The 21678-nt window shown below is 68.9% G+C and carries 18 protein-coding genes; 6 read left to right on the plus strand and 12 right to left on the minus strand.

The annotated features are described in order from the left end of the window. Positions 1-790: transglutaminase domain-containing protein (locus VNE62_05525; GenBank protein ID HVE91741.1), on the plus strand; the 790-nt coding region annotated here is incomplete at its 5' end. A 9-nt stretch (positions 791-799) separates the two neighbouring features. On the opposite strand, the gene VNE62_05530 is transcribed toward VNE62_05525, so the two are convergent. Next, positions 800-1231 (minus strand): hypothetical protein, encoded by a 432-nt coding sequence (locus VNE62_05530; GenBank protein ID HVE91742.1) that lies wholly within the window; start codon positions 1229-1231, stop codon positions 800-802. A gap of 141 nt (positions 1232-1372) precedes the next feature. Here VNE62_05530 and VNE62_05535 point away from each other — a divergent pair, with 141 nt between their 5' ends. Next, positions 1373-3211 (plus strand): S9 family peptidase, encoded by a 1839-nt coding sequence (locus VNE62_05535; GenBank protein ID HVE91743.1) that lies wholly within the window; start codon positions 1373-1375, stop codon positions 3209-3211. 10 nt (positions 3212-3221) lie between these two features. On the opposite strand, the gene VNE62_05540 is transcribed toward VNE62_05535, so the two are convergent. Genes VNE62_05540 through dinB form a run of 4 tightly spaced genes read right to left on the minus strand, consistent with a single transcriptional unit; the run spans position 3222 to position 7757 of the window. Further along, positions 3222-4271 carry a hypothetical protein gene (locus VNE62_05540; protein ID HVE91744.1) on the minus strand — a complete coding sequence of 350 codons (1050 nt, stop codon included), beginning with the start codon at positions 4269-4271 and terminating at the stop codon, positions 3222-3224. After that, positions 4264-5385: a hypothetical protein gene (locus VNE62_05545; GenBank protein HVE91745.1), complete on the minus strand. Its 1122-nt coding sequence runs from the start codon at positions 5383-5385 to the stop codon at positions 4264-4266. The genes VNE62_05540 and VNE62_05545 overlap by 8 nt, the downstream gene beginning before the upstream one ends. After that, positions 5382-6524, minus strand: coding sequence for an acyl-CoA dehydrogenase family protein (locus VNE62_05550; GenBank protein ID HVE91746.1), 1143 nt, complete (start codon positions 6522-6524; stop codon positions 5382-5384). The genes VNE62_05545 and VNE62_05550 overlap by 4 nt, the downstream gene beginning before the upstream one ends. Before the next feature lie 42 nt (positions 6525-6566). Further along, positions 6567-7757: a DNA polymerase IV gene (gene dinB, locus VNE62_05555; GenBank protein ID HVE91747.1), complete on the minus strand. Its 1191-nt coding sequence runs from the start codon at positions 7755-7757 to the stop codon at positions 6567-6569. Between the two features lie 339 nt (positions 7758-8096). Between dinB and VNE62_05560 the strand changes: the two genes are divergently transcribed. Continuing rightward, on the plus strand, positions 8097-8327 hold the full coding sequence (locus VNE62_05560; GenBank protein HVE91748.1) for a DUF6186 family protein: 231 nt from the start codon (positions 8097-8099) through the stop codon (positions 8325-8327). Further along, positions 8327-8692 (plus strand): hypothetical protein, encoded by a 366-nt coding sequence (locus VNE62_05565; GenBank protein HVE91749.1) that lies wholly within the window; start codon positions 8327-8329, stop codon positions 8690-8692. The genes VNE62_05560 and VNE62_05565 overlap by 1 nt, the downstream gene beginning before the upstream one ends. Here VNE62_05565 and VNE62_05570 read toward each other — a convergent pair. From VNE62_05570 to VNE62_05595, 6 genes are all read right to left on the minus strand, one after another. Then, on the minus strand, positions 8679-10430 hold the full coding sequence (locus VNE62_05570; GenBank protein HVE91750.1) for an amidohydrolase family protein: 1752 nt from the start codon (positions 10428-10430) through the stop codon (positions 8679-8681). The two genes, VNE62_05565 and VNE62_05570, sit on opposite strands and share 14 nt — an antisense overlap. Before the next feature lie 33 nt (positions 10431-10463). Beyond that, positions 10464-11744, minus strand: coding sequence for a hypothetical protein (locus tag VNE62_05575; protein ID HVE91751.1), 1281 nt, complete (start codon positions 11742-11744; stop codon positions 10464-10466). A gap of 41 nt (positions 11745-11785) precedes the next feature. Continuing rightward, entirely contained in the window at positions 11786-14716 is a 2931-nt protein-coding gene (locus tag VNE62_05580; protein ID HVE91752.1) for an insulinase family protein, read from the minus strand. Between the two features lie 111 nt (positions 14717-14827). Then, positions 14828-17368 carry an FtsX-like permease family protein gene (locus VNE62_05585; protein ID HVE91753.1) on the minus strand — a complete coding sequence of 847 codons (2541 nt, stop codon included), beginning with the start codon at positions 17366-17368 and terminating at the stop codon, positions 14828-14830. Position 17369: 1 nt separating this feature from the next. Further along, entirely contained in the window at positions 17370-18119 is a 750-nt protein-coding gene (locus VNE62_05590) for an ABC transporter ATP-binding protein (protein ID HVE91754.1), read from the minus strand. A 181-nt stretch (positions 18120-18300) separates the two neighbouring features. Continuing rightward, complete coding sequence (locus VNE62_05595; protein ID HVE91755.1) at positions 18301-18549, minus strand: hypothetical protein; 249 nt, start codon at positions 18547-18549, stop codon at positions 18301-18303. A 178-nt stretch (positions 18550-18727) separates the two neighbouring features. Between VNE62_05595 and VNE62_05600 the strand changes: the two genes are divergently transcribed. Beyond that, positions 18728-19105, plus strand: coding sequence for a hypothetical protein (locus VNE62_05600; GenBank protein HVE91756.1), 378 nt, complete (start codon positions 18728-18730; stop codon positions 19103-19105). Between the two features lie 87 nt (positions 19106-19192). On the opposite strand, the gene VNE62_05605 is transcribed toward VNE62_05600, so the two are convergent. Beyond that, the gene (locus VNE62_05605) at positions 19193-20392 is read right to left on the minus strand and encodes a hypothetical protein (GenBank protein HVE91757.1); all 1200 of its coding nucleotides are present in this window, start codon (positions 20390-20392) and stop codon (positions 19193-19195) included. Positions 20393-20592: 200 nt separating this feature from the next. Between VNE62_05605 and VNE62_05610 the strand changes: the two genes are divergently transcribed. Next, positions 20593-21678 (plus strand): isocitrate/isopropylmalate family dehydrogenase (locus tag VNE62_05610; GenBank protein ID HVE91758.1); only part of this gene is annotated, 1086 nt, incomplete at its 3' end.

A 21678-nucleotide genomic window follows, 5' to 3' on the forward strand; every position in this document is an offset into this window, starting at 1 on the left:
AACGAAGCGTTACAAGATCGACATCCCTCCGGACCCACCCGGACGAGACCCGGTGGACGTTTTCGTCTTCGACCGGCACGAGGGGTTCTGCGAGCAGATCGCGGCCACGATGTCGCTGATGCTGCGGGCCTCCGGAGTCCCGAGTCGCATCGCCACCGGTTTCGGCGAAGGAGAACGAAACCCGTTCACCGGCTACTGGGAAGTCAAGAACTCAGACGCCCATGCGTGGGTGGAGGTGTTCTACCCCGACCAGGGCTGGATCCCGTACGACCCGACCTTCGGGGTGCCGGAGGCCAGCCCCAGCAACACGACGTTCATGCTCGAGCCCCTGGCGAGGGCGATCGGCAGGGTGATCCCGGCGGGCGCGGTGGTACGGCTGACTCAGGGGCTGCGCGACGCTCTCGGAATCGCGGCGTTCATCCCCCTGCTGGTGGTCGCTGCCGGAGTGCCGGCGACTTTCGTGATGCGCCGCCGGAGGCGGCACCGCAGGACCGTCCATCCCGGCCCCCGGGGCCGGGTGGTCGAGGCGTGGCTGTCGCTGGAAGACGCGCTGGCAGCCGTGGGATTGGAAAGGATGCCGCACGAGACCGTTCGCGAGTTCCTTCCCCGCGCGGCCGTCCATCCGTCGGTGGATGCGGCGGAGCTGAGGCGGCTGGCGGACACCTTCTCGCGCGTGCGTTACGGCCGGGAGCCGGGCGAGCGGGAGGCGGCGGCCTGCGAGCAGGCGGCCTGGCGGATTCGCGATGCGCTGCGGGGGGCCAGGCCGCCGGTGTTCTCTACCAGCCGCTGACAGACCGAATCATGATTTCTTTGCGCCGGTGGATGGCGTGGACCCGCGCCGCGCCCATTCCTTCGCCACCTCGACCAGCTGCTCGTCGGTCCACTCGCGCAGAGGCGTCTTAAGGGAAAACGCAGCCCCCACAACCTTTGCGGGCCTCGGCGGGACCTTCAGCTTGCGGCGCTTCATTTCCACGATGAGGGGCGACCGGTCCCATGCGTCCTTGGCCCTCGCCGCCTGCTTGGCGGCGTAGCCCGCGACGCGCGCGGCTTGCGCGGCCAGCGCCTCGTCGCTCAGCTTCGCCAGCTGCTGCACGTAGGCAGCCGGCTGGTGGGCGTAGGCCTCGGGTGGAGCGGATGTGAGCCCCGCGGGGACCTTGAGCTTTCTCTCCTTGAGCAGCTTCGCCAGCGCCTCCGGGAAACCGGGGGCCGCGGCAACCTTCTTTCCCGCCACGTCCGTTCCTTTCGTCTCGAGCGGCACAAGGATGTCACGGCGGGAGCGCCGAGTCCCGTAAGCGACAAATCCGGCCGGGACGGGGCCGGACGGAGGCGGACTAAGATCGTGGTCCGCCCGTCCTTTCGAAAGGAGCACCCCGTGCAGACCACCACAAAGCTCATCCCCCGCGAGATCCTCTTCGGCAACCCCGAGAAGGTCTCTCCCACGATCTCCCCCGACGGCACCAAGCTCGCGTACCTGGCCCCCAAGGACGGCGTCCTCAACGTATGGGTGAAGACGATCGGGTCCGACGACGACAAGGTGGTCACCGACGACCGTGATCGCGGGATCCGCGGCTACTTCTGGGCCAAGGACAACCGTCACGTGATGTACGTGCAGGACGTGGGCGGCGACGAGAACTTCCGGCTGTACTGGGTCGACCTGCAGACCGGCGACACCCGGGACCTGACTCCGTTCGAGAAGGTCCAGGTGCAGGTCGTGAAGCAGAGCAAGCACCACCCCAACCACATCCTGCTGGGCATCAACAAGGACAACCCGCAGCTGCACGACGTCTACAGGCTCGACCTCACCACCGGCGACCTCGAGAAGGTGGCCGAGAACCCCGGCTTCATCGGGTGGGTCGTCGACTTCGACATGAAGGTCCGCGGTGCCATGGCCCCGCAGCCCGATGGTGGCTTCGTCCTCGTCCACCGCGAGACGGAGCAGGATGAATGGAAGCCGATCGTGCAGTGGGGGCCGCAGGATGCGCTGTCGTCCGGTCCCGCAGGCTTTACCCGGGACGGGCAGCACATGTACCTCATCGACCCCCGCAACGCCAATGCCGGAAAGCTGGTGAAGCTGAACGTCGGCACCGGCGACATCGAGGTCATCGCGGAGGACCCCAAGTACGACGTGGCCGGCGCGGTCATCCACCCGGACACCACCGAGGTGCAGATGATCGCGTTCCTGCGCTCGCGCCTGGAGTGGCAGGTCCTGGACGAGTCCATCCGCGCGGACATCGACGTCATCTCCGGACTCGAGCCCGGGGACTACGGAATCTCCAGCCGCGACGACGAGGACCGCACGTGGCTGGTGTCGTTCGACCGGGACAACGGTCCCGTGTCCTACTACGCCTACGACCGGGCCTCCAAGCAGGCCACGTTCCTGTTCCACCACAGGCCGGAGCTCAACGACTACCCGCTGGCGGAGATGGATCCCATCTCGTTCAAGTCGCGCGACGGCCTCGACATCCACGGCTACATCACTTTCCCCCTTGGGGTGGAGCGCAAGAACCTGCCGCTGGTCCTCGACGTGCACGGCGGACCGTGGGCACGGGACTCCTGGGGCTTCAACCCTGAAGCGCAGTGGCTTGCCAACCGCGGCTACGCCTGCCTGCAGGTGAACTTCCGGGGGTCCACAGGCTACGGAAAGGACTTCGTCAACGCGGGCGACCGCGAGTGGGGCGGCAAGATGCAGGACGACCTCACGGACGCCGTGAAGTGGGCCATCGACCAGGGCTTCGCGGACCCCGATCGGGTCTGCATCTACGGCGGCTCCTACGGAGGTTATGCCGCGCTGGCGGGAGCCACCTTCACACCGGACCTGTACAAGTGCGCGGTCGACCTAGTGGGTCCGTCGAGCCTGCTCACCTTCATCAACACGATCCCGCCCTACTGGATGCCCCTGGTCCAGCTGTTCCATCACAGGGTGGGTCACCCCGAGCAGGACGCGGAGTTTTTGAAGACGCGATCGCCGCTATTCCACGTCGACCGGATCAAGATTCCAATGCTGATCGCGCAGGGCGCCAACGACCCCCGCGTGAACCAGGCGGAGTCCGAGCAGATCGTGGAAGCGATGAAGAAGAAGGGAATCGACCACGAATACATGCTGTTCCCCGACGAGGGCCACGGTTTCGCCAAGCCGGAGAACCGCATGAAGTTCTACGAGGCCGTGGAGAGGTTCCTCGCCCGGCACCTGGGCGGGCGGTCGGAGAACTAGGCGGGGCGCTTTATCGGTTGACCCGGGCGAGGGGCGCCCATATCTCCTCGCGGCTCGTCCGGTAGTCGTACAGGCTGCCGCCTATCGACCCCCCGGCCAGGGCGGCGTCAACGTACGCGGTCGCCTGGGCCAGGTCGATCTGGTCGGCCACGCCGCCGATCACGTGCACGGGCAGCCCGGTCATGCGCGCCGTGTCGCGGAGGTTCTCGGCGGTCAGGGAGGCCGCGGTCGGCGCGTCGGCCTTGCGTCCGGTCCAGTAGGCCATGGGCATGGCCACGTCGTAGATACGTCCGATCTCGGCCCACGGGAAGCTCGGCCACTGCGCACGGTAGTAAGGAGACGACGTCGGGATAGTGATCGCCGCCAGTGGGTAGCCGGCCGGGGACCCGGCCCTGACGCGGCGGGAGTAGTCCAATAGACGCGCCGTACGCTCGTTGTGGTCCTTGATGTCCAGGCGCTCGATGTCCGGCGCCACGGCGTCGAAACGGTGCCCGGCCGGGGAGACGTAGTTGACGGCGGCGAGCGTGTAAGCGACGTCGCGGTTGAGGTCCACGAAGTCGGGCGGATACCACGCCACAACCTTCATCCCCAGACGATGTGACTCCTCGAGCGCGGCCGCGTTGGCGCGGGGAAAAAGGAAGGGCGACGGGCTGTTGAACCTCGCCGTCTCCAGGTACAGCGTCCGGACCCCCCGTGCCGCGATGTCCCGCACCGCCGGCAGGATCGACTGGGGGTCGTCGTTGAAGTCGTAGACGTCGATCCAGGCCCCCAGCCCGCGGAAGGCATCGATGCTCACCGGACGCGGGGCCGGAGCGGCGGGACGCGGCTTCGGACGCGCCGTCACGCGCGGCTTGGGGGCCGCCACCGAAACCGGCGCCTTCGGCCGGGCAACGGGGGCCGGGACCACGGTGGGAGCCGGTGTCGGCTCGGGGGTGGCCGTGGGCAGCGGCGTGGCGACCACGCGCAGCGACGACGGACGCGGCGGCTGCGCGCACGACGCGGACGCCGCCAGGACGATCAGGGCCGCGCAGGAGGCTGCGCACCGGCGACCGTCAGCCACCGGCCGTCAGCCTCTCAACGACCGAAGATGGGTGCAGTCCGGGCCGGGTTCCGCCCGCGACCGTCACGAGGTCACCGGACTCCAGGCCCGCGGCCCCCAGTCCGTGCCGGGGCGTAGGCAGCCCGGGCGCCTTGCGCCACTGCTTGCCCTGGGGGTCGTACCACTCGACGGCCGCAATCGTGCCCTTTGGCTCCTCGCCGCCCAGGACGAACAGGCGCGAGCCCCAGATGGTGGCGGTGAGTCCCCCACGTGCCGTGGGCATGTCCGCTCCCCTGCTCCAGTTGCCCGTGTTCCCGTCATAGATATCGACACGATTGGTGTTCGATTCCAGCGTCAGCTTGCGTCCTCCCACGACCCACAGTTGGCTTCCGAGCGGTGCTGCAGCCAGGTGGTCGCGCGGCTCGGGCAGCTCGCCGGAGGTGGTCCAGATGTTCTGGTCGACGTCCATGACGTCATGACGTCCGGTCAGGACCTCGCCGCCGTTGCTGGCGCCGCTGACTACGTGGATGCGCCCGGACATCGCCGCCACGGCGGCGGCCCCCCTGGCGAGCGGCAGCTTGGCCAGTTCGGTCCACCCCGGGTCGCCCGGCTTCCACCCGAAGACCTTGTCGGTGGACTGTCCCGGGGTGGTGTGCCCGCCGACGATGATCAGCCGGCCGTCCACCGCGACCAGTCCCGCGTGGTGCACGGCCACCGGGAGGTCGGGCAGCTTGCGCCACTTGTCCGCCTCGGCGTCGTAAGCCTCGAACGCCTTGGTGGGCCCGCCGCCGGCCACCAGCCCGCCGGCGGCGTAGACGGTGTCGCCCAGGGCGGCGACGGAAACCTCGGTGCGCGACGTCGGCGCCGCGGCCGCCTTGCGCCATGTGAACTTGCTCGACGCCTGCAGCGCCGGCACCGGAGTCCGGGGGCCTGGAGTTTGAACCTTCCCGGGAGTGGGCGTTGCCAGCGGCGTGGGCGTAGCTCTCGGAGCGGCGGTGGGTGCGATGTCCAAGCCAAGGGTCTCGCTCGCCGCCCTCTCCTTGGAGGTCTTCTGGTCGGGCCCGCAGGCGGCGGCGGTGAGCAGCGCGAGGCACCCCAACACGGCCTGCAGCCAGCGTGCGCGCAGAGATCTCATGGCTTGGCTGGTCCTTCCTTTGGGAGGCCGAGGATCCTTTCCCCGATGATGTTCTTCTGCACCTGGGTCGTACCTCCTCCAATTGTCAGGGCGGGCGAGTACAGAAACGACGAGGCCCAGGGCCCGTCCAGCAACCCCTGGGGGCCCAGGCAGTCCACCGCCAGGCCGTTGAGCCGCTGGCCCCACTCGTCGCCGAACAGCTTCTGGACGCTTGCCTCGGCCCCCGGCTGACCGCCCCGGGCCGCCTGCGTCACGAGCCTGAGCTTCAGCGCGCGATGCGCGAAGGCGTCGACACAGACCTGCGCGAGGTCCTGGCGCCGGCTGCCGGTCCACGATTCGGTGGACGACGCGAGGGCGCCGAGGTCGGCGGTTCCCGGTCCCTGTCCCCACAGCGAACCGCCGCCCGCGGACAGTCCGATGCGCTCGTGCATGAGCGTCGTGATCGTGACCGCCCAGCCTCCGTTCAGGGGGCCGATCAGCGCGTCCGGACCGGCGTGGACGTCGGTCAGAAAGACCTCGCTGAAGTCGGCGGCTCCGTTCATCTGGCGGATGGGCCGCACCTCCACCCCGGGCTGGTGCATGTCCACGATCAGCATCGAGATGCCGGCGTGGCGCGACGCCGACGGATCGGTGCGCGCCACGCACAGGCCGAGGTCGGCCTCGGCCGCGACGGATGTCCAGACCTTCTGCCCGTTCAGGACGAACCCCCCGTCAGCCGGCTCGGCCCGCGTGGTCAGTCCGGCGAGATCCGACCCGGCCCCCGGCTCGCTGAACAGCTGGCACCAGATCTCGTCGCCGGAAAGGATCTTCGGCAGGTATCGCGACTTCTGCTCCGGGGACCCGTGGAGCATGATCGCCGGCCCGGCCCAGCCCAGCCCGATGACGTTGAGCATCGGAGGAGCCTTGGCGCGGGAGTACTCCTCCTGCCAGATGAACTGCATCGCGGGGCCCAGGCCGCGCCCTCCGAACTCCGCCGGCCATGACAGGCCGACGAACCCGGCTCTGTGCAGCCGCCGGTGCCACTGCCGGCCGAGCCGTGCGCGGTCGGAGCGGTCCCAGTCGCCGGGGACGTTCTCCGAAAGCCACCGCCGCACGTCGGCCCGGAACGCGGCCTGCTCGGGCGAGTCGCGCGGGTCCATGGAATCCAGGGGGGCCTCCGGGGGGACGGGTGAGATCCCAGGTTATCGGTCCGGGCCGGACTTCCCACGCGTGCCGCCCTCGTCCAGCAACCTGGCCATCCGGACGGCGTCCTCGCCGAACCGCTTTCTGACCCGGACCACGGCCTGCTCGGCCCGCGCGTAGCTGGGCCTGCGCTCGAACGAAAGCTGCTCAGCTGCCGGACCAGGGGTCAGTCCCGAAACCGACACCCCCAGCAGCCGGACTCGCTCGCGTCCCCTGTGGAAGCCGTCAAAGGCGTCGCGTGCCGCGGCGAAGATCGTCCACACGTCCTGCGTCGGGCTGGGCAGGGTGCGCGACCTCGTATGTGTGGCAAAGCTGGCGAGCCGGATCTTCACCGTCACCGTACGGCCGCAGGTGCCGGTGGCAGCAAGACGGGAGGCCACCCGGTCCGCCAGCCGCAGGATCTCGGCGTGCAACCGGTCCGGCGAAGCCAGGTCGCGGTCAAAGGTCTGCTCGGCCCCCACGCTCTTGGACTCCGTCTGGGCGACCACCTCACGGCCGTCCTCGCCGCGGGCCAGCTTCGCCAGATGGGGGCCGAGCTGGTCGCCCAAGGCCTGCTGCAGGACCCACACGGGCGTGGCCGCAAGCTCCGCCACCGAACGGATGCCCAGGCGCCGCAGGACCGAGGCAGTCGCCTCCCCCACTCCCCAGATCTCCTCCACGGGCAGACCGTGCAGGAACTCGAGGTGGTCGTCCGGGACGAGCAGCCCGTCGGGCTTGCAGGCGCGGGAGGCGAGCTTGGCCACCAGCTTGGACGGACCTCCACCCACCGAGCACACCAGCCCCAGCTCGTCCAGGACCCGCTTGCGTATCTTCGCGGCGACCTGCGGGGTGGAGCCGTACATCCGGTGGGCGCCGGACACGTCGCAGAACGCCTCGTCCAGCGAGATCGGCTCGATCCGAGGCGTGAACGAAAGCAGCACTTCCCGGAACCGCTTGGAGGCCGACGTGTAGGCGTCGAAGTCCGGCGGGACGAACACCGCCTCCGGACACAGCCGCCGCGCCCTCATCCCCGGCATCCCGTTGCGGACGCCCTTGGACCGCGCCTCGTAGGAGCACGACAGGACCACCCCCCGGGGGCCGCGCCCTCCCACCACGACGGGCTTGCCCTTGAGGTCGGGGCGGCGGAGGATCTCGACGCCGGCGTAGAAGGCGTCGAGGTCGACGTGCAGAATGTCCTTGTCCGAACTCATGTTCTGGTTTTTAGGGTACTTGGCTGGGGAACCAGCTTGGTGGCGTCTGTTGTGGCCGGTGGTGGGGCCCGGGGCGCCTCCGTCGCACCGGCTTCGCCGGGTGCTCCTTGGCCACGCCCTCCCGGCCCCGGACCCCACCACCGGCCCGAGGTAAACCGTCGGACCCACGCTCGGTGGGTTCGTAAAGCCCTGCGTCACCGGCCAAAGCTGAGCACCTGGCCCACTCGGCACCGTCAGACCCGATTTTGTTGGTCCCGGGTCACTCACGTAGGCGGGCGCTCCAGGTTGTGAGCGCTGCGTGTTCGTGGAGTTCGATCATGGGGGGAACCGGGATGGGAGGTGCTTGTGTCGCGGCGCGCGATTTCGTTGGCCGGGTATGCGGTGTTGCTGGCGGCGTTGATGGTCTGGGAGGGGTTCGGGATTGCTCGTGGGGGTGAGGGGTGGCCCACGATGAGCGACGTGATCCGGTCGGTTCGGTCGCCGGTGGTCAGGTGGCTGGTGTTCGGGTCGTGGCTGTGGGCGGGGTGGCATGTGTTTGTCAGGACCTGGGGGACCATTCCGGTCGACTGATGAGCTGGGTCCTGCGCCATGCGGTGCTTCCTCCGGCGATCGCTTACGTGATCGCGATGATCGTGCTCGTGTCCGGTTCCAGACAGGGGCGGGAGCGCGCGGCACGGCGCCGGCGTCCGCCCCTGTGGCGCGCGGTGGCCGGGCTCATCGCCCTGAGCGCTGGCGGGTACGGCGCGTTCGCCTTGACCGTCGGCGCCTACTGCGTGGCGCAGACGAGTCCGGGTCGATGCTTGGCCCCCGCGTTGCGCGAGGCCGGGCTCCTCGGCCTCCTGAGCCTCGGGGGCCTGGTGCTGCTGGACGCGTTGTCCCGGCTCGGGTCCCTGCGAGGGCAGCCGGGTGGTCGCGAGCCCGTCAATCGAACCTGACCTCGTCCAGCTCGAACTCGAACGGCCCGTAGGCAGATGCCCAGAAGAGCAGGGCGATCAGCTCGCTGCCGTCGGCGCCCGCGAAGTCCGACAGGGCAAAGCTGTGGCGCGTCCACTCGCTCCGGCACTCGAATGGGACCGGAATGGGACGAGGGATGCCCTGGACCATCACCGCAACGGTCAGCTCGCGTGGTTCGCCCCGGCACCAGAACGACACCTCCCGCTTGGGCGACAGGTCCGCGGACGCCATCGGCGCCTTGCCCAGCCATGCCATCGCGCCGGCCCAGGGGAAGGCGAAGCCCTCACGGACCTCGCCGGACACACTGAGCGCGGCGCGGCTCCCGGCCGCGCCCGGCTCGACCACCGAGGTCTCGGCGACCGAGCTGCCTCCGGCCATACGGTCGGTGGTCGTGGTCCAGCCACAGCCGAACCTCGCCGACAGGGTCCCGTCATCGAAGTCGCTCAGCAGCCCCTCCTCGGCCCCCACCGGGGGTTGCGAACTGGGCCCGTCCACGGCTGACTCCAGGGCTGCGGCGTAGCTCTCGCGGTCGAAGCGCACCCCCGCCTTCCAGACCTGACGGATGTCCCGGGTGGCCAGGATGTCCTGCGTCGGGTCCCCCGACACCAGGACCAGGTCGGCGGCCTTGCCGGCCGCGATCACGCCCCGGTCGAGCAACCGGAAGCACCGCGCCGCGGCCCCGGTCGCCCCCGACAGCGCCGCCTCGGGGGCCATCCCCGCCTCCACGAGCAGCTCGAGCTCGCGGTGCACGCTCGCTCCGTGGAGGGTGCCGGGATTGGGGGCGTCGGACCCCACAAGCACCGGCACGCCGGCCGAAGCAAGGCGCGTCACCGCCTCGCTCGCGTGACCGAGGCGTGTTCCAGGCGGAAGCTGCACCGGGCCGAAGGTGCTGCACAGCTGGATCCGATCGGCACCGGTCAGGTAGGGACGCACGTTGGGATCCTCGGCAAGGCTCCTGCCACTGGCCGTCCCGCACGCCGTCTCCAGCACCGTGAGAGTCGGCACCACGAACGCGGCGCCCGTCAGAGCCGCGTCCAACGTGGCTTCGTCAAGCGGCATGTCCACGAACAGGTGCGCGAGCCCAGACGCCCGGTCCTCCAGCGACTCCCGCGCGTGCTCCAGCGTCATCACGTGGACCAGAGACAGCTTGTCGCGGCGCCGGGCCGCGTCGATGACGGCAGCGGCCGTCCGCCGGTCCAGCGAAGGGATGGGACGACCGAACAGGTTTCCGCTCTCGCGAATGATCTTGATGTAGTCCGAGCCCTCGGCCAGCCTTGCCTGCACGAACGCGTCCGCCTCGCCGAATTCGGTCAGCGCGGGGACCGGGATGCCGTACTGGGTCCCGTGGCCTCCGGGAGCCGTGGCGCAAAGACCCGCCGACAGCAGGTCCGCTCGGTCCGGGGGCCGGGCCCCTGCCTGCTCGGCGCGCATCGAGGCGGCGAAGTCCGGATCCGTGAACATGTCCAGCTCCGTGGTGACGCCGAACACCAGGGCCTGCTTCAGGTGGTCCGGCCCCCATGTGTGGGTGTGGCAGTCGATGAGCCCCGGCAGCAGGGTGCAACCCGAAGCGTCCACGACCTCGGCCCCCGCCGGCTGCTCGACGGTGGCTGCCACTTCGGCGATGGTGTCCCCGACCACCAGCACCTCGGCGCCGGGGATCAGCCGGAAGCCGTCGAAGACACGGGCCCCGCGGAACACCACTGCGGCCGGCGTGGCCATCACTGCCGCTCGGAAGTTCGGCCGGCGGGCCGGCTAGGAGATCCGGCAGGCATAGCCCCACTGGGGGCTGGGTGCCCGGATGGGCGAGGCCAGGTTGTAGTGGGGGGCGAGCGACTCGCTGCTGGCGGACGATCCGGTGAACTTCAGGACATCCAGGCCGCGCTCGTAGTCGAAGACGTAGACGTACTCACGGTGAAAAAGCGTCTGCCAGGCCTCCGTTGCCGGCGGCAGCCAGTAGCCGACCTGGCGGATGTCGCGCGGGTTGGACACGTCCAGGAATCGCACCCCCTGCTCGTACCAGGCGACGGCGGCAATGCCGTCCCGGTAGTCCAGGTAGTGCGATGAGCAGGAGATCACCGGCTGGGGGTTGCGATCGGGGGCCAGCGTGGGCGGGAGGGTGCCGCCCGACAGGTTGAAGTCGTCGAGCCGTTCGACCACCGGGCTCCCGTTGACCGTGTGGTACCAGCCGGTCTGAAAGCGGCCGTCGTTCGCGCACAGGCCGTTTGAGACCGCGAGCCAGTTCTCCTCCGTCACCAGGAGCAGCTCGCCGCGATCGACGGTGCTGTCGGCCATCTTGTCGGTGCGGGCGGAGAGGGCGTTCGGGCGCAGGGAGTTGTGCAGGATGAAGTTGTTCTTGAACGACCCAGACTGATTGTTTGGCTTCGCTGCCACCAATACCGGTTTCTCCGGATTGGCGGTTGTGAATCCGAACAACCCTCTTGATGTGGACGCCCACGCCACCCCCGACTCGTCCACTTGGACGTCGTGGGTGCGTCCGGGGACCGGGAACTTCGTCGAGGCCCTCGGCTGGCTCGGGTCTCGCAGGTCGATGACCTCGATCCAGTCGCTATAACCCCCGATCCAAGCGTACGAGCAGTCGTTGATGCACGACGCCGTGTGCGCGTCACCGAGGCTCAGGGGGGGAGCCGTCAGGATGGGAAGGCTCGGATTCGAAACGTCCACCACGTACAGCAGGCTCGGATAGCTCAGGGCGTGGTCAGCCGCGATCAGCAGGATGCGGCCGTTGGTGTCGACGTCCTCGTTTTCGAAGTGCGGCAGCTGCAGGGCCCCCTTGGGGACCGGAACACCCCGCGAGACATCGTAGATCCGCAGACCCTGGGAGCCGGTGACGTAAAGGGTGTCACCGATGATCCGGCCCCCGATCATGCCCGGGTCGGGAATCGTCGCGACCAGCTCCACGTTGTCCGACGACAGCACGCCCGCCGGAAGGGCCCGGACGGGCGCAGCCGACAGCGACGAAGCGACCGCGACGCAGGCGGCGGCGGTGCGCAGCCACTTCGACGAAAGTCTCATCGCCACTTCATTCTGCGCCCGCCGCCCGAGTCCTGCGGCGATTAGATCGAGGAGATCTCGAAGACCCCCCCGAGGACCTCGTTGGCCTCTTTGATCTTGTCGGCGTTCCCGACGCTGCCCAGCGCCGACGTCCCCTGCTTGAGGTAGGTCTGGGCCACCCTCTTCAGGTCGTCTTCCGTCACCTCAAGGAGCCTGCGCTTGAACTCGGCCCGCACCTCGGACGTGTATCCGGCCAGGTCGTCGAAGTAACGGCGGCGGCCCTTGATGTCCGGGGAGCTCAGGGGGTCGACCTGGCTGCACGACTGCAGGATCGCCTCCTTGAACTCGTCCGGATCGGGCTGGGTGCCGAGAACCTCGTCCACCGCGGAGTCAAAGGTCTGGAAGGTCCGGACGACGTGAGGGTCGCGGTAGGACCCGAAGGTGAACGAACCGGCCTCCCGGTTGGCGTTGGACATCGACCCGTACGCGCCGCCCTTTTCCCGGATCTCCCGGTGGAGGTAGGTGGCCTTGAGGAAGTTGCCCAGCACCATCAGGGGCGCGGCGTCTGGATGCGTGAAGCCCACCGTACGGACGACCTTCGCGTTGTACGTCACGGGCACCGACGTCGTCTTCGCCTCGAAACGTCCGGACGGCGTGAACTCCGCCAAGGTAGCGGTCGCCGGGGCTCCGGACGGCAGCGTGGAAAGCGCCTGCTGCAGCAGCGCGCGCACCTCGTCCACGTGCCGGTCGTCGGTCGTGACGCAGATGTGCAGGCCCCCAGCCTGGAACAGCTGCGACGCGATGGACGTCATGTCGGCGATGACCTCGGCGAGGTCATCCGGACCGAGCTGGGCAAGCTCTTTGAGCAGGGCGAGCTGTGACAGGCCGCTGAGCCTTTCCTGCAGGAGCCCGGCTGCGTCGAGCTTGGAGCCGGCCAGCAGCTGCGCGTACATGTGGCCCGCCTGGACGACGAACGCCTCGGACTGGGCCTTGTACTCCGCGATGATGTCCTTGAGGCGCTTGGGCTCAAACGAAAGCTGCGTCAGCACGTCCCGGAGGACCTCCACGAACGGCTCGTGGTTGCGGGCCAGCGCCTTACCGCCGACGCTGAACTGCTGCAGGACCTCGCCGTTGGCGGCGTGCCGCAGCTGGACTCCGGCCGAGATGCCGCCGGTGTACCGGTCGATGCGCAGGGCTTGGGACAGGTAGTCGTGGCCCCCTGCGCCGACGCGCGACAGCGCCCGTGCGAAAAGCGGAAGGCGGTCCTTGAGGCGGTCATCCAGGCCCGAGAAGTCCGCCAGGATCGTGATGTAGGTGAGGCCGTTGGTCGGCTGCGGCGCGAAGGCCACCTCCGCGCCGTGGATGCGCTCGATCGAAAGCTCCACGTCCTCGTCGCGCATGGGGACGTCCCCCAGCTCCAGGGTGGGAAGCACCGAGATGTCCTGCCTCGCCTCCTGCTCGGCCTTGAGCGCCATCGTCTCGTCGAGGATCGCGCGCTTGTCGTCCTCCGTGAGCTTGGCCTCGATGGCTGCGACGCGCTCGCGCTCCGCGGCAACCTGCCGGTCCTCCATGTCCTGGTCGGGAGTCACGACCATGCGGGCCCGGTGGGGGTTGTCGAGCAGGTACTTGCGGATCAGGTTCTCGAAAAACGGACCCGCCTTCAGCTCGTCGTGCAGTCGCGCGAAGTCCTGCTCGAGCTGCAGCGCCCGGTAAGGGTCGCCGCCGTAGACGTAGGCCGAGCTCAGGTAGAAAAAGACCCTCAGCGCGTACGGAAAGCCGGCATTGGAGACCTCGCGTGTCGACAGCTCCCCCTGGTGGACGGCCGCGTCCACCATCTCGCGGTCGACGCCCTTCTCCGCCAGGTCCCTGAGGGTCGACAGCATGAGCTCCTCGATGCGCTGCGCGTCTGCAGCGTCGGCTCCCTTGAGCCCGGCGGCGAACACCGCTTCCTTGAAGCTGTCGTGAAAGCCCGACCCGCTTGCGAGCGCCTCGCCGAGGCCCGACTCGATCAGCGCCTTGCGCAGCGGAGAGGCCGCGTTTTTGAGGAGAACCTCGCCGAGGATGTTCAAAGCCAGGATCTCGAAAGAGTTCGAGACCTTCGCGGTCAGCCAGGTGACCAGCACCTCGGCCTTTTTGGACGGGTCCTCGTCACGGCTGAGCGGGTAGACGTCCCGGTACTCGCGCGGAGCGTCGAACCGGGGCTGGTCGGGGATGGCCACGTCGACCTCTGTGCGGTCGAACTTGGACAGCGCCAGCTGCTCGATGCGCTCCAGAACCTGCTCCAGGGGCATGTCCCCGTAGGTGTAGAACCAGGCGTTGGACGGGTGGTAGTGGCGGGCGTGAAAGGCCTTCAGGTTCTCCCAGGTCAGATCCGGAATGGCCTCCGGGTCGCCTCCGGAGTTGTTGGCGTAGGTGGAGCCGGGCATGAGCGCCTTGCCGATCGACCGGTAGACGACTGCCGCCGACGACGCCATTGCGCCCTTCATCTCGTTGAAGACCACGCCCTTGATGCGCAGGCCCGAGGAGGGGTCGTCGGTCTGCTCGAACTCGAGCCTGTGACCCTCCTGCTTGAACGACTTCTCCTCGATGCGGGGGAAGAACGTGGCGTCCAGGTAAACGTCCAGGAGGTTGTAGAAGTCCTTTTCGTTGCGGGTGGAGAACGGGTACATGGTGGCGTCGGCGCCGGTCATCGCGTTCATGAAGTCGCTCAGCGACCGGCGCGTCATGGAGAAGAAGGGGTCACGGACGTCGAAGCGCTCGGACCCGGCCAGGACGACGTGCTCGAGGATGTGGGCGACACCGGTGGAGTCCTTCGGGACCGTCGGAAACAGCACGACGAACGCCTTGCCGTCGTCCGGGGCCTCGATGTGGATGTGCCTGGCCCCCGTCGGCTGGTGGGTCAGCTCGTAGTACGTCCCCTTGAGGTGCTCGAGCCACTCGACCCGGTCGACCCGGTACCCGCCGATGGTCGTGCCGACGTCGAACCTAGACATAGTCGTATCCATGAGATCCCTTCCCATCACCCGCGGCGCGCGGGCGCGCGCCGGCCGAACAGTCAGTCTACAGGCCGAACGCGCGGCCGCCCGGCGACAAGATGACGCCCGCTACTCCGCCGCTATCGCCTCCAGGACATTCAGACGCGCGCCCCGCCTCGCCGGGAATATGGCTGCCAGGACGCCGGCCGCCCCGGCCAGCAGCACGAACGTGACCAGCTGGCCCACGGGCAGCGTGAGGCCGCCGACGTTGTCGCCCGGAAGGGCAGCGATCATCGCCGCGGCAAAGAACACGCCGATGGGAAGTCCGAGGGTGGCCCCGAGGACGGCGATCACGACCGCCTCCCAGCGGATCATCGCCCTCACCTGACGGCGGCTCATCCCGATTGCGCGCAGGAGGCCGAGCTCCCGCGTCCGCTCGAAGATCGACAGCGCCAGGGTGTTGGTGATCCCCAGCAGCGCGATGACCACGGCCAGCGCCAGCAGCGCATAGATCAGGCCGAGCAGCCGGTTGAGCTCCTTTTCCTGCTCGCGCTTGAACTCCACCTGGTCCCGGACCGTGACCTGCGGGAACGGCCGCAGCTCCTCGGTGATGGCCGTACGGGCCGCGGCCGGCCTGACCCCCCTCGCCGCCCCGGCGAGGATGAACGAATCGCCTTCAAACTCGAAGTTGGCATCAAAGGTGGCGTGGCTCACGAGGTGGTCCGAGTCGCGCAGCAGCCCGTTCTGCCGGAAGAGGCCCGCGACCTTCAGGGGCTGGTTTCCAGTCCGGGCGAACCGGAAGGTGATCGCGTCCCCGAGGCCCCGCTTGTTCGCGCGCGCCCAGCTTTCGGTCACGAAGACCTCCCCTGGGCCCAGCTTCTCGAGCGTCCCCTGCTGGACATCCAGGTTCGCGACCGCCGCCAGGGCCGCAGGGTCAGACGACGAGACGCGGACGCGCTTGGCACCGATGGCTGCAGGTCCGAACCGCATGCCGGCCACCGCGGACAGCTCCGGACGCCGTGCCAGGGCGGCGGCCAGCTCGCTGCTCACACCCCTTCCGGATTGGTCGGCTGCGCGCGAGGTGAGGATAAAGTCGGCGCCGAGACTGGTGTCCAGCACCCTGAACGCCGACGCCTTGATCGAAGAGGCGAACACGGCGACGAAGCTGACCAGAGCCAGGCCGATCATCAGGGCAGCCGCCGTTGAAGCCGTTCGCTTGGGGCTGCGTCCGGCGTTTTCGCGCGCCAGGCGCGCCGTCAGCTTAAAGACCGACACGAACGGCCACGCTATCCAGCGGGACAGCGGACCGGCGAGAGTGGGGCTGGCCGTGGCAACGCCTATGAACACCACGACCGCCCCGAGGCCGACGACCGACGGGCGGTTGCCCACGTCGCCGGCAAGGCCGAGGGCCAGGATCGCCAACCCCAGCGTGGTGACGGCCGCGCCGAGCTCCGTGCGGTAGCCGTGGGTTCGGTCGTCGTCACCGGGCGAATCCTCACGAAGCGCAGCCATCGGCGGCACCCTGCCCGCTTTACGCGCGGGCAGCACCGACGCGGCCAGCGTCACGAAGATGCCCACGACCAGAGCGACGATCACCGTGCGGGGGAGCAGCACCGTCCCCGAGTCCGGCAGGTCGAGTCCGAACGCGGAGAGAAGCGACTTGAGCGCGCCCGCGACCAGCACTCCGAGCCCCAGTCCGACCACCGACGCCACCACGCCGGTCGCCAGCGCCTCCGCCACCACGACGCGCATGATCTGGCGGTTCGAGGCCCCCAACGCCCGCAGCAAGCCGAACTCCCGCGTGCGCTGGGCGACGATGATCGAGAACGTGTTGAAGATGATGAAGCTGCCGACGAACAGGGACACCCCCGCGAACACCAGCAGCGCGATCCCGAAGAAGTTCAGGCCCTCCTGGATCTCCTCGGTCTGCTCCTTCACGAGGCTGTCGGTGGTGATCGCCTCAAAGCCGTCCGGCAGCCGGTCACGGATGCGCCTTGCCAGGACTTTCGACGACACGCCCTCATCGCCGGCGATCTCGAGGCTCTCCAAAAAGCCCGGGAGTCCGAGCAGGCGCTGAGCCGTCGGCAGCTGGAAAGCCGTGAGCCTCGCGCCCCCGAAGTTGTCGGATGTGCCGAACCTGGAGGTCCCGACCACGGTGAACCGCTCAGACGGCCCTGAGAAGACAATGTCGATGGACTGTCCGAGCTTCATCTTCTGGTCCCGGAACGTCTGGGCGTCCACTACGACCTCATTGGCGGCACGGGGCCCCCGGCCTGAACCGAGACGCAAGGGAGAGACGGGGGTCTCGCTCCAGGACAGTCCGATCGACGGTCCGCCGGAGGTCAGCGGCTTGCCGTCGCGGCCCAGGATCTGCGCGTAGCCGGCGGCGGTTCCGTCCGCGATTTGCACGCCCGGGACCTCGCGCACCGTCCGCAGCAGCGCCTCCGGGACCTTGGCCCGGGGGCCGAATCCTGAGAACGGCTGCTTGCCCCTCACCTGCACGTCGGTGCTGGACGTCACGTCCTGGATGAGCTTCGTGAACAGCTTTTCCAGCGTGTCCGTGAGCACCAGCGAGCCGGCCACGAACGCCACCCCGAGCACCACCGACAGCGCCGTCAGCGCCAGCCGCAGCTTGTGCGCCGACAGCCCCGCGAGCGTCGCCTTCAGCAACTCAGGCCTCTAGGGACTTGATGCGGTCCAGGATCGACTCCACCGTCGGTGCCTGCAGCTCGTCCACCGTCCGGCCGTCCTGCAGGAACACGACCCTGTCGGAGTAGGCGGCCGCGGCGGGGTCGTGGGTCACCATCACCACCGTCTGTCCGAACTCACGGACGGCGCGGCTCATGAACGCGAGCAGCTCGTCGCTGGCGCGGGAGTTGAGGTTGCCGGTGGGCTCGTCGGCGAACACGATCTCCGGACGGGAAGCCATGGCCCTGGCCGCCGCGACGCGCTGCGCCTGGCCCCCGGACAGCTGGGACGGCTTGTGCGACAGCCGGTCCCTGAGCCCGACCGTGTCGATCACCATGTCCACCCACTTCTGGTCGGGCTTTCGTCCGGCGATGTCGATCGGCAGCGTGATGTTCTCCAGAGCCGTGAGGGTGGGGACGAGGTTGAACGACTGGAATATGAAGCCGACCTTGTCGCGCCTGAGGTTGGTCAGGCGCTTTTCGTCCAGGGCCGTCAGCTCGGTGTCGCCGAGGTAGACCTTGCCGGACGTGACCTGGTCGAGCCCGGCCAGGCAGTGCAGCAACGTGGACTTCCCGGATCCGGACGGACCCATGATCGCGGTGAAGCGTCCCTTGTCGAACCGGACGTCCACCTCGTGCAGCGCCCGCACGGCCGCTTCCCCGCGACCGTAGACGCGCGACACCTTCTCCGTGCGGGCCGCGGCCTCCCGAGGGGGCTCGGGAGTCGCCTCCACGTCACGTGGGCGACGCCTGCGTCCGTCGGGCGCGGGCGCGCGTCGTGTCCGAGGCTGCTGCGAATCCACAGGCGCCTTGATTCGGGTGGGCCGGTCTTCGTCCGGACGGGCCTTCACGACGCGGGACCGGGCAGACGCCACCTTCCGGGGACGCCCGGCTTGGCTCATTGGGGCACCGGCACTACTTCTCGTAGTACCAGGTCTCGCCACTCCAGCTGTAGTTGCCGTTTCGCTGAGTAGGAGTGAAAGAGAAAGTGGCCGTGGCCTCTCCGCCCGGGCCGAGCTCAAAGTAGCCGCCGTCCACCTTCGCGGTGTGGGTCTGGAGCGACCCGTCCGGCTTTGTGACCTTCAAGGTGAAGTCGCCCTGGGGAAAGACGAACGTCTTGTCGGTCGGGTTGGCAATTCGCGCCGACACGTCAACGCGCCGCACCTCGTCTCCCTGTGGTCGATCGGGTCCGGGTGGTCGTGCCGGTTCGTTGTTCGGACCGATCAACTGAGACGTGAAGGTGAAGCTGGGAAAACCGCTGTCACCAGGCTCTTTTGATCGGATGCTGCTGCTCACTCCTTCAAGCCGGCCCTCCTTGAGGCCCATCGCATAACTGTTCTCCGTGCAGAAGCGCCGATTCGAGCCGGCGTTTGGACAGTTGATGTTGGCGGGACGCGGGGGGGCGGTCCTGGTGGAGGGCGCGCTCGTGGTCCTGGTCGTCGTGGTCGTCGTGGTCGTCCCCGTGACCGAGATCTTCGTCTCCTTGCCGCCGGGGGGGCGACCAGGCGCCGAGGTCGGCCCCGGCGTCGTCCCTGGGGCCGGGGTGGCCGTCAGCTGGGGCGTTTCGTCCGGAGGGAAGGTCGGAGTCTCTGTCGACACGGGGACGGCTGTCCGGCGCCCGGACGTCAGCTCCGAGTCGTCGTCGGCCACCTTGACCGCGACGGTGGCGATGATGGCCCCCACCACTATCCCGGTCACTACGAGCAGAAGTGAGCGTTGATTCACGAGGTTCCTCCCCAGAGTCCGGACGGTTGTCCAGGGCCAGTATCGGACCGGAGGGGACCCGGAACAAGTGGACCGTGGAACGTCAGGGCCGCGGAGTCCCGGCCCCCCGGACGTCGACCTGCCTGAGCAGGAGCGTGACCGTCCCCCCGGCACGGGCCGTCAGGGCTATCCGACGACCGTCCGGAGAAAAGGCAGCACCGCACACCGTCCCCTCCTCCAGCAGCGCGCGCTGTTGCTGGGGATCGTCAGCTTTCACCAGCCGCAGCTCGCCGGACTCAGACCCCCGGATGTAGGCCAGGGCCGACCCGTCGGGTGACCAGCTGGGCTTCCCGCCGTCGGCCAGCTTCTTGCGGGGCCCCCCGGCGTCGGAGACGAAGACGGCGCCGGCGCTTTCGATGGCAAGCCGGTCGGCAACCGGCGAGAACGTTGCGGCGAGGCCGGGGCCCGCGTCCTGACGGGTTCCGTCCAGAAGGCTCAGGACCACGATGAGCGCGCCCCGCGGCCCACCGGACACGCCGGGCTCGGGACGCGTCGCGAACGCAAGTTTGTCCCCCTCATGCGACCAGGACAGCCCGGAAAGAAGACCGCGCGGCTCGCGGAACACGACCTCCGGCGAGGAACCGTCCGGCGCCGCGACGCTTATCTCCTTGCGGTCGGCCGTGAGCATCGCGAGCCGGTCGCGCGCCGGCGACCACGCCACCTGTGATCCCTGCACCGCCGCCGGAAGCTCGAACGTCGCGCCGTTGGAGGGATCCAGCAGCGACCGTCCGAGGATCAGCCGGCCGTCCGGTGTGAACCCGGGGGCGCAGGGAAGGCCCCGCGCCACCTCGGCCGGGGCGCCCAGGACGATCGACTCGAGCGCAGCGGGCAGAGGCCGCGGCGACGGAGGTGCGGCGATGCCGAAGGGCACCACCTCGAATCGCCCCCGCACACGGGGCGTCGCGCCCTCGCCGGACGAAGCGCGCAGGTCGTAGCGCCCGGGGGCGACGGGAATCGTGGCCGTACCCCCGGGGGCCGGCACCGTCGCCGGGATAGCGGCCGACTTCAGCTTCCGTGGCGGCGCGATCGTGCCCATCTCGTGGCACTGGTCCGCCTTTCCGGCAACGCAGAAAAGCACGCGGACGTTTTCACGCCGCGGCCAGCCGGCCAGCCGGATCAACGGCTTGGTGCCGACCGGACCGGAAGCGGGATCAGACAGCACGGCGGGCTGCGGCGGAGGCGGCCGCCTCGACTCCACGAAACGCAGCGCGGCGAGCGAGCCGGAGACCAGCGCAATCGTCACAAGCACCGCCTGCGCCGCGAGCTTCGGGCTCGGGCGCGGCGCAGCAGGTAGAAATCTGCCTCTCTTGCTCAGCCTCGCCTCCCGCGGACGCGCAGTTCGTCGCCTTTGCGGCGGACCGAGCCGACGATACCGGAGCGGCGCGGCCGAGCCTCGCATTGTCCGGGTGCGCAGCCGAGGGGCAGGGAACATATCGTGAATGCATGGACACAAAAACAGTCGTCGTCATTCCAGGAGATGGAATAGGTCCGGAGATCTGGGCAGCCTCCCGTCCGGTGCTTGAGTGCGCGCTCGCGGAGTCGGGTGAGGGCCGCTTTGTGTGGGAGGAGTGGCCGGCGGGACAGATCGGCATAGAGCAGAGCGGCTCGCCGCTTCCGAAGGAGACGCTGGACGCGATCGACCGTCACCGCGTCGCCTTCAAGGGACCTCTCACCACCCCGGTCGGCACTGGATTCAGGTCGGTCAACGTCGCGCTGCGCGTGCACTTCAATCTCTACGCCAACATCCGCCCGATCCGATGCCTGCCCGGCGTGCAGACACCCGTCCACTCTCCGGAGAAGGTCGACATCGTGCTGTTCCGGGAGAACACCGAGGACGTCTACGCCGGATTCGAGCTGGAGGCCGGGACCCCCGAGGCGTTGGAGATGGCAGCGTTCTGCAAGGAGCGCTTCGGCTGGCCGATCCCTCCGGACGCCGGTCTGGGCCTGAAGCCGATCTCGGCCTCCGCGTCCAAGCGGCTGGTTCGCGCGGCGCTGCGCTACGCAATCGCCCACGGGCGCGACTCGGTCACCCTGGTCCACAAGGGCAACATCCAGAAGTTCACCGAGGGACGCTTCCGCACCTGGGGCTACGAGGTCGTCCGGGACGAGTTCGCCGACACCACCGGCATCGAGGGGGCCGAGGACCTGAACGGCCGCATCGCCGTCCGCGACCTGTTGGCGGACGCTTTCCTGCAGGAGATCCTCATCCGTCCTGAACGCTTCGCCGTGGTTGCAACGACCAACCTCAACGGCGACTACGCCGCCGACGCCCTGGCCGCCCAGGTCGGCGGAGTGGGGGTCGTGCCGGGAGCCAACATCAACGAAGAGGAGGGACGGGCGGTCTTCGAGCAGACCCACGGCACAGCTCCGTCCATCGCCGGACAGGACATCGCCAACCCCGTCGCCATGGTCCTGTCGGGAGCCATGATGCTGGACTTCTTCGAGTGGACGGACGCCGCTACTCGCGTGCGGGCTGCGGTTGCATCAGTTGTGGGAGGCGGAGTGGGGACCGAGGACCTGGGCCTGGCC

This window comes from Actinomycetota bacterium (genome assembly GCA_035536535.1).
Lineage (GTDB): Bacteria > Actinomycetota > JAICYB01 > JAICYB01 > JAICYB01 > DATLNZ01.

Excerpts from the sequence above, each read along its gene's own strand:
- VNE62_05565 (HVE91749.1), top strand. The coding sequence starts at position 8,327 with ATGAGCTGGGTCCTGCGCCATGCGGTGCTTCCTCCGGCGATCGCTTAC.
- VNE62_05570 (HVE91750.1), bottom strand. The coding sequence starts at position 10,430 with ATGGCCACGCCGGCCGCAGTGGTGTTCCGCGGGGCCCGTGTCTTCGAC.
- dinB (HVE91747.1), bottom strand. The coding sequence starts at position 7,757 with ATGAGTTCGGACAAGGACATTCTGCACGTCGACCTCGACGCCTTCTAC.
- VNE62_05580 (HVE91752.1), bottom strand. The coding sequence starts at position 14,716 with ATGTCTAGGTTCGACGTCGGCACGACCATCGGCGGGTACCGGGTCGAC.
- VNE62_05550 (HVE91746.1), bottom strand. The coding sequence starts at position 6,524 with ATGGACCCGCGCGACTCGCCCGAGCAGGCCGCGTTCCGGGCCGACGTG.
- VNE62_05575 (HVE91751.1), bottom strand. The coding sequence starts at position 11,744 with ATGAGACTTTCGTCGAAGTGGCTGCGCACCGCCGCCGCCTGCGTCGCG.
- VNE62_05545 (HVE91745.1), bottom strand. The coding sequence starts at position 5,385 with ATGAGATCTCTGCGCGCACGCTGGCTGCAGGCCGTGTTGGGGTGCCTC.